This is a genomic window from Photobacterium kishitanii (assembly GCF_003026355.1).
GTDB lineage: Bacteria > Pseudomonadota > Gammaproteobacteria > Enterobacterales > Vibrionaceae > Photobacterium > Photobacterium kishitanii.
The window spans coordinates 347,212-362,440 of sequence record NZ_PYON01000002.1; the positions used below are offsets into that span (position 1 = coordinate 347,212).

The following is a 15,229-nucleotide window of genomic DNA, read 5'->3' on the forward strand; positions in this document are numbered from 1 at the left end:
AAATAATTCCCATGGTTCTTCTTTGTCTAATAAAAGGATGGTATTTATTGATTCTGAATTAGCAGAAAAATCTTATTTTAAAGAAAATGGAATAGTCGTCCATGAAATATCTAATTTTGATCAATTGCTCGATAAAATAACAAAAGAAAGTAATGTTACTGTGATAGATATTTTTATTCATAGTGATAAACAAAAAATAATTATCGGACAAGATATAATAACGATAGATAATATTGAACGTTATCAACCAAAACTTAATAAATTCGGTCAATATTTACCAGCTGATGCCCATATCAATTTATTAGGTTGTGATATTGCCAAGACACTGGAAGGTAAAGCGTTAATTGATTTATTTGCAAAATACACGGGGGTGACTGTCGCCGCGTCTGATGATAAAACCGGTCTTACTGAATTAGGTGGTGATTGGGATTTAGAATATGTAACTCATATGTCAGTATTAAAATTATCACAAGTTCCGCTTTTTTATCAATCATATCCGGCAATTCTTTCTCACGATGCCAGTTATATTCATCCTACGAAAATTGATCCTAGTACCACGGATACTGATGGTGATGGTGTTATGGATGATGTGGATGTCGATGATGATAATGACGGTATTTTAGATACCATTGAGCGTGATGCATTTTGTGTTGCAGCTGGAACAAATTATATTGGTCCTGCTTATTTTTCACATGTAGATATCGAAAATGTAGCGGCTACACCTTATGGTCAACCTAAGCCTTATGAGTGGGTTGATGGTAATCCTTCATCGGGTTGGCAACCATTCACTTGGACTGATCAGAGTCTCCCCATTAAATTTACCTTCAATTTAGTGGCACCTTTAGCGGCAGATGGCTTTTCTTTAGCGAATGACTACGGTGCTCATGGTGACGGTGTATACAATGGTGATGGTATTAAGGAAGCCAAGATCTCGTTATATAATAGCAATGACGATTTATTAGGTACTGAAACTTTCACGCCCTTGTATACCACTTCAAATGTGACAAAACAGTATACTTTTAGTCAGCTGTATACAGATATTGCATATTTTATTATTGAAGCACCGTGGAAAGGACCTGGTACTGGTGGTGCTGCTCCTTATTATCAAGTCCGTGAAGTTGGGTTATTTACAGCCTCTGATTATTGTGCTCAATATGATACTGATGGTGATGGGATTCCTGATCATGTTGATTTAGATTCTGATAATGATGGCATACCAGATAACTTAGAAGCGCAACCAACCAATAGTTACATCCCTCCCAGTGGTATTTATGATGCTAACGGGCTTGATACCGCTTATGCTGGTGGGCTTACTCCAGAAAATACTGATGGCATTGATGAGCCTGATTGGCGTGATTTAGATACCGATAACGATTTAGGTTCGGATGAGAGTGAATCTGCGGTGTCGATAACACACAATGATTTAAATCATGATGGTATTGATGACAATATATTACCCCCGCCAGCCCCCGGCATTTGGGGACCTGGTATTGTTAATTTAACGGTTAATACTTCCGCAGATTTTCTTGCGTTTTACCCTCAAGCTGCAACTGTGTCAGAAGTCCTTTGGCGAACAGATGCTTACCCTGCCGCTGATTATGGTGATGCGCCCGATACATCAGCATCAGCTGCTATGAATAATTATCAAACCAAGGAATCTAACCTCGGCCCAGCTCACCTTATTGATCCTAATTTATATATTGGTACAACGCCTGCCGATATTGATAGTGGCTTATTGCAAGATCTAAATGCAATTTCTGATGACAACGATGGAATGGATGATGAAGGCGGTATGACATTAATACCTATTCAAATTTCGTCAACTGATTATAAAATTTATATTCCTACGACCAATAATACTGGATCGACTGCAACATTAGTGGGATGGATAGATTTCAATCGAAATGGACAATTTGAAGATGGTGAAGGGCAATTAGTTCAAATCCCATCGGGAGTGACACAAGTTAATACTGAACTTGAGTGGGATAATATTTCGCCAAGTAATAGTACTCATTTATTTATGCGTTTACGCTTAATTAATCGAGTTATCACCAATATTACTGATGTATCGTCGCTAGGTTTTGATGGTTCAGGGGAAGTAGAAGATCACTTAATTGTAATAAATGATATTGACTTAGGGGATGCGCCTGATAGTTATGGTATTGATCCGTCATTGGGTGGTGCATATCACTTAATTCATAACACTGCGAATTTATATCTGGGTAATTCAACGATTGATAATGACACTTCAGATCAAGCCTCAAATGATGCATTGGGTGATGATAATAGTGGCAGTGATGATGAAAATGCACTGACATCAATGTTAACGCCTATTGCGTTGAATAGTACTTCGTATGCTGTTGAATTAACTGTACGTAATACCACCGGTAATCCTGCTTATTTAGTCGGTTGGATTGATGCTAATCGTAATGGTAAGTTTGATGCGATTGAAGGGCAAGTTGTTACGATAACCACCGGACAAGACGGTGCTTACACCTATACTTTTAATAATAATCAGCTACGTTATCTAACGGCGGGTAATAGCTATTTACGTTTTCGTTTATCCACTGATCCACTGACGGTTATTGATAGTAATGGTGCAGCCAGTGATGGTGAAGTTGAGGATTATGCTGTATTGCTTGGTAGTATTGATTTAGGCGATTTACCTGATACCAACAATAATACTAGTGTCGGTAATTATCAAACTGATTTGGGCAATAATGGCGCACATCACAGTACTGATGGATTACCGACAATATATTTAGGTAGCCAATCCCCTGATGCTGATAATGTTTCTTTACAATCGACCAATGCTGATGGTGACAACCTTGATGGTATTAATGATGAAGATGGCTTACTGTCACCAATACTACCAGTACTAAATAATGGTGCGGGTTATCAAGCCAATATATCCGTTACTAATAATTCAACCCAAAATGCTTATTTATATGCTTGGATTGATTGGGATCGTGATGGTACCTTTGAACCTGATGAGCTGATTCAACAAGCTGTTACCTTACCTAATAATGTTCAATTTATACCTGCGAGTAGTGGTACTAAAACCTATACATTAAGTTGGATTAATGATGTCGCGACATCTAATGGTATCAAATATGGTGTGCGCTTACGCCTGACTACCGAGGTATTAATTGATGATACTGGTACGACATTCGATGAGCGTTCGCTTGGTTTTGCTGCTAATGGTGAGGTTGAAGATTATTTATTATCAGCGACGAATAAAATTGATTTAGGTGATGCGCCAGATACTTATCAGACAACTATAGTCAATAATGGCCCAACGCATACTTATTCCAATGGGTTATATTTAGGCGCAAATAATATTGATTCAGAATACAGTGTTGTGCCTAATCCTAATGCCACTACTGATGATGATACAGTTACGGATGATGAAACGGGTATTACTAAGCCATTAGCTTTTTATGATGCGCGTAATACAAGTTATAGCGTTGATATTGCAGCAAATAACTCTTCTGGTTCAATGGCAACACTCGTTGCATGGTTAGACATTAATGGTGATGGCCAATTTAGTAGTAACGAAGTAGTTGATAACATTAATGGACTTCCGTTTACGAACTCTCCTTTCAGTCCTGATAATTATCCTTCAGGTAGTAATAATCTCACTAATAAAATCACCTTAACTTGGAATAATATTACTTCATTGACTGCCGGTCCTGTTGCGTTACGGGTACGTCTTGCGAATACCTCGTTAACGGCATATTCATGGTTTGGTCATGCTAATGGTGGTGAAGTTGAAGATTATATGGTGCAAGTGCTGGGGGCTGATTATGGTGATGCCCCTGTAAGTTTTGGTAGTGCCTCACATTTAGCCAGTAGTCATGATATTAAGCTCGGTGTGTTATTAGATTTAGACTCTGGTAATTGGGGCGATGGTATTGATGATAATAGTAATGCTACAGATGATGATACATCTAACGATCCAATTGCCGGAGTCGATGATGAAGATGGCATAGGCTCTTTGCCAAGTCTTAACGCTGATGATAATAGTCTCAATGTCGATATTAGTGTGACGAATAATCATAGTGCACCAGCAACTTTATATATGTGGTTTGATAGTGATGGCAATGGCACTTTTGATGTTGATGAATTGGAAACAGCCACAGTAGCAGCTAGCTCTGGTACTAATAATCAAACAATTATATGGAATAGTATTTTCCCTAAATATGGTACTCGCTATATTCGAGCACGGATCACCTCAGATAATTTAACCACGACAGCAACGGGTAGCGATCCTGATCCTCGTGCAATTGTTCAAGCGAATGATGGTGAAGTGGAGGATTATCAATTACCCGTGATTTATACCCATCCAAGTATTACTACACCAACAACGACTGACACGGACTTAGATGGTGTGACTGATGATATTGATATTGATGATGATAATGACGGTATTTTAGATGTTGATGAGATGAATAACGATCCTAATTATCTGTATGTTGATTATTTTGAAGCCGTTAATCCAAGCGATCCTAATCAGTGTCCATTAGTTAAACATACTGGTGATGGTAATTATGGTTCTCCAGCTCATGTCGGTGGTGTTGGCGATTCAAATCCATCAGGTAGCCCATTAGCATGTGCAGGGCAGCATGGTATGGGCAGTTCAGGTCATTCACAAGTTAATAATATGTGGAGAAATTATGGCGGAAGTTGTTCGAGCGGGCGTTTTTATGGTTATCTCACGCTGTGTAATGAGTTTGATACGACCAGTACACGTTGTCCACCACCTAGTGGCGGTGGTGCACACGCCTTTAATAATAATTTCTATCGAGTATTAAATAGTTATCTACCGACGGTAACGCTACAAGCTGGAGTTACTTATCAATTACGAGCGTTAATGTCTCAAGGTGTGATGACTAAAACACAGGGAGTGATAAATGGTACCGCGATTAATCCGAATGAAACTATTATCGGAGGTGAGAATTACTATACCTTTGATTATACGCCGACAGTAAATGAGCCTTTATCAATGCTGGCCATTAAAAATAATTTTGTGGCGAGTGGCAGTAATAATAGTGGTGGCGGTAATGATTATGCATTATGCGGTGTTGATTTTGCAATTAAGGACTATGTGGCAGTCATTGACACTGATCTTGATGGTATTCCGGATCATCTTGATTTAGATAGTGATAATGATGGCATCCCCGATAATATTGAGGCGCAAACGACGGCTGGATACGTTCAACCTAATCCTGATTCAAATGGAACCTATGCCGCTAATGATGGTTTAAATAGTGCTTATATTACAGCTACCTATGGCCAGAATGGTATTACACCAAACAATAATGACGCGACAGATGAGCCAGATTGGCGCGATATTGATTCTGATAATACTGAAACTAATGATACAGAGGAGGCTGGGTTAACCTCTGTTCTATCGGGAGTCGATAGTAATTTAGATGGTATTGATGATGCCGTTCTTCCACCTGTTTCTGGTGTGTGGGGACCAATGAATGCCAATATTAATAACCCACTAAGTCATTATCCTGATAACGGTACAGAAATGCTGTGGCGCTCTTCTAATGGCCGTGATTATGGCGATGCGCCTACCACTTATGGTGAAGCTTCTCATGATTTACGGTTAGGATTAGCACAAGTTTATTTAGGTGCGACGCAACCCGATAAAGACAGTGGGTCTTGGGGAGATGGTATCGATGACAATACGAATGCCAGTGATGATGACACTATCGATGATCCAAGTGGTGGTATTGATGATGAAGATGGCTTAACCATACGACCACATTTAACGGAAGGTGATACAGCGGCTTTATTTACTGTTAATGCAACGAATAGTACAACTGATCCTGCAACGCTAATAGCATGGTTTGATAGTGATAAAAATGGCACATTTGATGCTGATGAAGCGCAAATAGTGACAGTAAACAGCGGCGAATTAAATAAAGCAGTAATACTTACGTTCCCAACATCGGCACTTACCGTTGGTGACCATTATTTACGAATTCGTATCACAACAGATAATTTAACGGTGATTAATGCTAGCAATGATGTTAGTGATGGTGAAGTTGAAGATCATTTAGTTATTGTGGCACCAATAGCAACGGCTGCTCATGATGGTGGTGATGCACCTGATACTTATTTAACGACTTATAGTAGTGGCGGCCCATATCATACACACAGTGCACAATTGTATTTAGGGGCAAATAACGTTGATGGTGAAGATGCTATAGCGAGTGTATCAGCTAATACGGATGATAATTTAGTTAATAGTGATGAAGAAGGTTTAACGCTTGTTGCCATGAACAGTGGTGATACTAATTACACTCTCACGGCCAATGTATTTAATAATACAGGTAATGATGCTCAATTAATCGTTTGGATTGATTGGGATCGCAGCGGTACTTTTGAGGCTAGTGAAGCGCAACTTCAAGATGGCTTAGTCAGTAATAATACTGTGTCAAATACCGTCTTAAATTGGACTGGAATTACCCCGGCTATATCTGGTGGACGCTATATTATTCGCGCACGATTAATGCCTACCAGTGATGGTCTAACGGTTGCGGATGTCGGTGGTTATGCCTCTAATGGAGAGGTTGAAGATCATCTGTTGTATGTTAAAGATGCTGATTATGGTGATGCTCCTGCTAGTTATGGTAGTGCATCACATAATATTGGGATTCATACGATTCAACTTGGTACAGTTGTTGATTTAGATGCAGGTGATTGGGGTAATGGCATTGATGATAATGGCGATGCTAGTGATGATGATGCCATTGGCGATCCGATTAACGGTGTGGATGATGAAGATGGTATTGCGACTTTACCTGATATTGAGGTAGGCAGTGATAATTCTTATAGCTTGACGATTGATGTTAATAATTCTCACCCAACATTAGATGCTTCTTTACATGTATGGCTAGACAGTGATGGCAGTGGTACGTTTGATGTTGATGAATATCAGATGGCGACGATTGTTGCCGCAACTGGCGTTACTACAGAAAATATTATGTGGTCTGGATTAAGTGGGATGACAGCAGGCACACGCTATGTCCGTGCTCGTATTACTACTGATAGTCTTACAACACTAGCAACAGGTAGTAATCCTGATACTCGTGCAATTGGTTTGGCAACGGATGGCGAAGTAGAAGATTATGCCATCACATTTAACTATATACATCCAAGTTCTACATCATCAAGTACAACGGATACTGATAAAGATGGTGTAATGGATGATATTGATATTGATGATGATAATGATGGCATTACTGATTGTAATGAAATGCTCAATGCAACGGATCCTTTTGATGGTTCAGAATTTTTACAATACAGTGCGGTTAATTATGATATCTCAAATGGTCTAAGTGATGTTGCTGCTTATCGTGTAAAAGCCGATACAACTTGGATATTAGGTACTTATCAAGCCAATCGCATTGTTGCAACAGGCGTATATGATAAAGTTGGCGCAACCCACCCAATGGATATTGTTTTAGGCGGGGGGACAACACAATATGCTAAAAATATTGTTGATACCACCGTTGGGTTAACCAATATTGTTTATCAGAATGGGTTTAGTTCAGGGAATGGGCCTGATTCGAATGTATTCAGGTTTACAACGACGATACCAAATAATATGGCAGGAAATTATAATTTCCGCTTGAGCAGTACTGATGAAGATAATGCGATTGCAGTTAATGGGGTAGTGATTGGCCATGGTGGTTCTAATTATTCAGGTTCTAACACCATTGATGTTCCAGTTACGTTGGCAGCTGGTGATGAATTAGTTATTGCATATAGAAATATTTATCCGGTTCATCAAAACGGTAATGTTTTTGTTACCTCAACGGTACAACTATGTGTGCCTATCGATACCGATAAGGATTCGATTCCAGATCACCTTGATCTAGATAGTGATAATGATGGCATTCCTGATAATCTTGAGGCTCAAGCAACTGCAAATTATATTCAGCCAAGTAATGAGAGCCATCTTATTACAGATCTTGATCAAGATGGCTTAGATGATGTTTATGATGCTGATACCTCTGATATGGACGAGACGGTTAGTGCAGGTCTTACACCCGTTAATACCGATAGTTCAGATAATGCAGATTGGCTAGATTCTGATTCTGATAATACAGAAACAGACGATACTACAGAGGCTAGTTTTTCCTTATCAGGTACTGATAGTAATTTTGATGGCATTGATGACGCAATCCTTCCACCACCACCCGCAACTGAATGGGGGCGTGTTAATTTTGTTGTTAATACAATAATTACTTCATCAACTGATTTTCTTAATCGTTACCCTTCCAATAATGGCGTAGAAGTCGATTGGCGTGCCTCACTAATGCCCGATTACGGTGATGCACCAGCACCTTATCAAGATGTGAGTCATACAACTTCATTAGCTGCTAAGCAGACTTATTTAGGTACAGTTAAACCTGATGGCGATAGTGGTTCATGGGGCGATGGTTCAGATACCTCATTTATTGCAAGAGATGACGATACTTGGGGTGATCCTGCTGGTGGAGTAGATGATGAAGATGGTATTGCCTTTGTTAAACTTGATGCTACTGATGTGACTTATAGCGTTGATGCGATGGTTACCAATACATTAGGTGTTGATAGTTATCTATATGCATGGGTTGATTGGGATAAAAATAATCGTTTCGATAAAGATGAGTTTATTGATGGTGGGGTGATTACCATCATCGATGGGACTAGCACTCAATCACAACCGATGACATGGACATCACTATCAGGATTGAGTGATGGGAATTACTATTTACGTGTTCGTATCACTTCTGATGTATTAGCCGATACCGTAACTGGCAGTAATGAAGATCCGCGCTCTTACGGTTCTGCAACTGATGGTGAAGTGGAAGATCACCGTATTGTGGTCGGTGAAGTTGATTTTGGTGATGCACTCGATGAATATCAAACAGCCTTGGTAACCAACGGTGCCTATCATGTTGTTACTCCAACCTTATTCCTTGGTGATCAAGTCGCAGACGGTGAAACGGATGCGATCCCCGATATTCTCGCTCGTAGTGATGATGCCAATACCAGCCCAGATGATGAAGATGGTATTAATATCTTACGTCCTGTTGCGATAGGTGCTTCAGAATATAGCACTATTATCGAAGCGACTAATAATAGCGGTATTGAGGCTAATCTATGGGCATGGGTTGATTTTAATCAAAATAATCAATTTGATAGTGGCGAAGCTCAATCGACTACAGTTCCAACTGGAACGAATCAAGGCCAATTTACGCTGACTTGGACGGGACTCAGTGGTGTTACGCTTGCGCCGCACCGGATGAGTTATATGCGGGTACGTTTAACAACAGATACATTAACCAGTAGCGATTGGATGGGTGGTGCCAGTGATGGTGAAGTAGAAGATTATCTATTAGCGATTGGGCTTGGTGACTTAGGCGATGCCCCCGATAGTTATGGTACTGATCGAGTCGATCTCAACGGTGAAGGCGTAGGGCCACTTCATATTGTTGAAGTAACTCCTATTGTCTATTTAGGTGCTATTGCACCTGATGATGAAGCTAATGGCTTTGTTGATGGTATCGATAATACGGGTAAAGCTGCTGATGATGACGTCGCAGGAGTCAATGATGATGAAGATGGGGTGACGATTCCAACAATTATAACCGCTCAACCAAGCGTCCCAGTTCAGTTAATTACTCGAGTACATACTGATGCTAACGCAACCTTATATGGTTGGATTGATTTTAATCGTAATGGTGTATTTGATGCTGCAACAGAAGCAGCCACGCCTATTTCATTAATTGCTGCTGACGACGATACAGATCAAGCCTTAACCTTTACCGTACCAAGTGATGTTGTTCCCGGTATTAGTTATTTACGGGTACGTATTTGTCGTGATAGCACCAATTGTTCAACGCCACATGGTTTAGCTAATGATGGTGAAATTGAAGATTATCAACTGACGTTAGAGGTTGAATATGATTATGGTGATGCGCCAGAAAGTGCAGGCTTTAATACCCTAGAGGCTAATAATGGACCACGTCATGCAACGGGAAGTCCATATATTTATTTGGGTGCTGTTGTTGCTGATGTTGATATTGATGGTTTTGGTGGTGGTATTGATAATGCTGGTAACGCTACTGGTGATGATATCGAAGGGGTTCCAGATGATGAAGATGCCTTTACGACGGCACCAATGTATACCAGAGGTAGTGGCACGTTAACGCTTGATGTGATGTGTAATGATCATGATGGCACTACTGATTTAGGAGCGGTGGTATACGGTTGGGTTGACTTTAATGTTGATGGTGATTTATCCGGTAGTGGTGAGTTTATTTCCGCACCTTGTAATGATGTTGATGCCATATCTAACGGTTCTGCAACGCTCAATTTTACTGTCGCTGATGATAGCGGCTTTGGCGAAATGTATGTTCGCTTGAGGATTACTACAGATACTTTGTTACAAAGCGATATAGATATTCAAGCACCGAATGGTGAAATAGAAGATCATGCCATATCAACTAAAGATTATGGTGATGCACCGATGACGTATGTTGCTGGTGGAATGGCAAGCCACTATGTACGTGCAAATTATATAGGAACGTCTGTTGATGTTGACTCAACACATTACACTACACCTGATGGTGATAATTTAGCGGTTGGGAGTGGTGGTAATGGCGATGATGAAACAGGCTCTACTATTAAGTTGTATAACCAAATCCAAAGTACGGGTTTAAATATGGCGGGGTCGAATATTGAATTAGATGCGACCCATGATGGCTATATCTCTGTCTGGATTGACTGGAATAACGATGGTGACTGGAACGACAGTGGCGAACAATCAATTAATGATACGGCAGTAATTGCGGGTAATAATATTTTACCTATTCCTACATCCAGTTCAGCCACAGGGACTAATTTTTGGACGCGAACGCGTTATTGTACGAATAGCAGTGATTGTAATACGGTTACTGGAGTAGCAAATGATGGTGAAGTGGAAGATCACCGTATTGCACTGACAGATCTGAGTTGCCTACCATTAGGTTCACAGTTCCGCATCGTAACAGGCGCTAATTCATATGTGGATAATAGCACTAATGAAATTATTATTACCCCTGATGCAAATAGTCAACGCGGTGGTTTTTGGACGACAGATAAATTTGATTTAGCATCAGCATTTAGAGTCCGCTTTGGTATTTATCTTGGTAGTAACGACGCTGGTGCTGATGGGGTCACTTTTACTATGCAGAATGATCCTGCAGGTAATCAAGCATTAGGTGTATTAGGGGGAGGACTCGGCTCTCAAGGGTTAGATCCTGCCGTTACGATTGATTTTGATACTTATCCAAATGGACCTTTTTCATCTTATCTTGATATTTCAAATGATCACACCGCTATTTATGATCCTGCTGCCTTACCATTTACTCGAATCGGAGCAACAACGTATGATTTGGGTAATATTGAGGATGGTCAATATCATGAAGTTATTCTTGATTGGGATCCGACTACAAACATATTCACTTATTACTTTGACGGCATGTTAAAAGAGACCTTGACCCGTGATTTCATTAATCTTGATTTTAATGGTGATAGTAATGTTTATTATGGCTTTACTGGCGCGACGGGAGGGGCTAAGAATCTTCAGAAAGTATGTATTTTAGAGCAAACTATTACATTTAGTGAGTATGACTATGGCGATGCACCTGATGGTGCGGCGGGTACAACGACTGCCGACTATAACACTCGTAACGATGATAATGGTGCAGCGCACTTACGTTATGATTTTGATGAAAATAACCAAGTTGATATTACGCTAGGTACCGAATGGGATACTGATGATGGTACTTTACAAGATTCATCTGCCACTGCCGATGATGTAACCAATACCCCCAATGATGAAGATGGTGTCACGTTGAATACGACGATGAAACCAGGTACTAATGAAAATATCACGATCTCGACCACGCTAGATCCTGGTTCTGATTTAACCACTGTTAATGTTTATGCTTGGATAGATTGGAATCGTAATGGTGATTGGAGTGATGCTGGAGAGCAGATTGTTAGTGCCGCAGCGGTTACGGCGAACACCGGATTAACCTATCCAGTGACGGTACCACCAGGTGCTAGCATGGGTTATACCTATATGCGGGTACGTGTTTGTTCTAGTACTGAATGTAATACCCCTATAGGCGAAGCGCCAAATGGTGAAGTGGAAGATTATAAAATCTTTGTTTCAGATCTCGTGACTACCAGTACTTGTGATAAGTTTTATGTCACAAAAGCGGTTACTGACCCTAATTATACTTATGCCTCGGTAACACCCGTCCCACCTTTAAGCTTCAACTTCAATAATATAAAAACAGGTGTGACTTATACTGGTTTGAATTCACTGGCGATTAATCGTGATACCGGTATTTTATATATGACTTACCGTAATGGCGCTGGCAAATTAGCTCTATTAGCTACTGATACTTTAGGCACTAATTTTATTCCATTGGGTGTGGTGCGCTCAGCAGGCTCATATACCTTACGTCATATTAGTAATGGTAATTCACGAACAGTTAATGCTGGGGATACATTGGCATTATTAGAAGGATTTATTATTCAGAATACATTCTTTGCTCCAAATACGGGCTCATTATCCCGTGATGGTACTAAATATTATATTACGCATAGTACATGGGATAGTTATTTAGTGATTGATTTAGCCAGTATGACTTTTGAGGCTAAACCAACGCCTGCAGCGATGATCAATACCACGTCTGATGCATTACGTATAAGTGCCGATTGGGCTGTTTCTGAAATTGATGGCTTGATTTACGCCGCTGATATTACTGGTAATGCTTTTGATTATGGCTTTACGTTTACAGAAGCAGAGCCAACCACACCTAAATTGTATGCGCTAGATCCTGTTGCAAATACGGTTGTTGTAACTGATCTTATTTTCAATGGTAAAGCGCCGAATTTATGGAGCGGGGCTGTTGTGACAGATGATCTTAATCATTTATATGTTATGACTAATGGCGGAGATCATGACTCTAATCATAATGGTAGCTATGATCTCTTCGATCAGATGGGGCTTTATCGTATTAATATGATCACCAATCAAGCTTCGTATGTTGTCGGTAGTGGTGATGGCTTATTATCTCAACATGATGCCTCTGGTTGTATTGCCAGTGTTGATCGTGGCGATGCCCCTGAAACTTACGGTAAAGCAGGGCACCGTAATCGTGATGTAGCACTCAGCGGTAGTCCTGATTTAATTCTAGGAACGCGTTGGGATCCAGATATTCATGACTTCTTCAGTGATGATGCCACAGGCGATAATGTCACGGGTGAGGATGATGAAGAAGGTGTTGCGATGCCAGCCGATATTATTGTCTCAACCGCAACTGTTATCCCGATTACGATCAGTGATACTACTGGTAGCGGCGGTCGATTGAATATCTTTGTCGATTTAAATAATAACGGTGTCTTTACTGACCCTGGTGAATTAGTCCTTGATGATTACAGCGTTACCAATGGGGTGAATAATGTCCCAGTGACACTGAATGCGGCCTATACCAATGGTTATAATGGCGATACCTTTATTCGATTCCGCCTGTGTGATACCGCTGATATTTGTGATACTGCCGTCGGGTTGGTTGATAATGGTGAAGTGGAAGATTACCAATTTAATTTGATCAACCAAATTGTACTGAATGGGTTGGTATTTGAAGATAATGGTAAAGGTGGGGTCACAGCGCATGATGGCAAACAAGAAGGTGATGAGCGAGGACTCGCTAACTTTGTTGTTAATGCTATCTATAAAGGCACAGGTATTAGTGGTTATGTGACCAATCAAGTTATTACCTCGACCGTGACGGGAGGCGATGGTAACTATACCCTTGTTATACCGGTTGAATTAGCGGGTGAGCCGATTGAAGTGCAAGTGGTTAAACAAGCTGCGTGGGTTGATATTTCTGAATCAGATGTGACAGATCCGGCCTTGAATTTAGTGGGTAAAGTTATTAATAGCTCACTGACAGATAGTTTGATGCTAGTCACGGCGACAGCGGGTGATTACTTAACGAATATTGATTTTGGTAAAGTAACCGTTCCAACGTTAGAGCCGGATAACTACACGGAAACAGAGCCGGGTTTAGCGGTGCTGTTTAGCCATAAGTTTGATGTTGATACTAGCGGTGATGTCAGCTTTAGTATTAGCGATCAACAAGCGTCACCAGCAGGTTATCCATGGAATGAGATATTGTATTTTGATGCCAATTGTAATGGCGAATTAGATGCTGGTGTGGATGGCTTTGTGACCAATCCAACAGCGGTTAATGCTGATACCAATACCCAAGTGTGTGTATTAGTGAAAGTGATAGTACCAGATAATGTGCCATTACATGCGGTGTATAATTATCAACTTAATGCCGACTTAGTATTTGCTAATACCAGCGAAACTCGCCGAGTGAGTGATGTGGATACGATTAAAGTAAGTTTCCACGGTGCGGGTGAACTTGAAATAGAGAAAACGGTGAAGAATATCACTACCAATGATGTTGAAGGCCGCAGTAATCAAGCGATACCAGGTGACGAGCTAGAATATAAAATTTACTTTATCAACAATGGTTCAGGCCCAATTACTGCGATTAAGCTTTATGATGCAGTACCAGAGTACAGTTATTTATCTCAAGTTATTGGTTGCACATCACCAGAGACATTATTGCCATCAAGTATAGTGAGTTGCTCAATCATAACGACTGATGGTACTAATGCCATGAGTTATGAGGGTGGTATAGAATGGCAATTAGGGGGTACGTTAGCACCTGGTGAAAGTGGTTATGTAACCTATAGAGTAATAGTGAAATAAAAATTTAATTAATTTTAAAATGATTTATTTAAATTGATTAAAATCATGGTTTTGATATAAGTGGATTAGGTTGTAATAATGTTTTTTAATATTATTAAGATATGATTTACTCATTATTGTTTTGATTTTAATAATTGAAACATTGGGTGTGTGCTATTTTAAATAAAAGATAAAGATTTATTTTAACACATTCTGTCTGTGGTTTCTGGTCGTATTATATACCAATATATAAATGATAATTATAATTTTTAGGTTGGCGAGCTATTAATTTTATTGAATGTATTATTTTTAATAAACAGCGTAATTATTACTTAATATATAAATGTAAGTTTATTTCTTATTTAGATGTCAATTGTATCTAACAAAAATAAATATGGA

At 39.8% G+C, this 15,229-nt stretch carries 1 protein-coding gene; it reads left to right on the forward strand.

The window, feature by feature from the left end:
* The first annotated feature begins 22 nt into the window (after positions 1 to 22).
* Positions 23 to 14,851: a GEVED domain-containing protein gene (locus C0W29_RS03565; protein WP_158260013.1), complete on the forward strand. Its 14,829-nt coding sequence runs from the start codon at positions 23 to 25 to the stop codon at positions 14,849 to 14,851.
* Positions 14,852 to 15,229 lie beyond the last annotated feature (378 nt).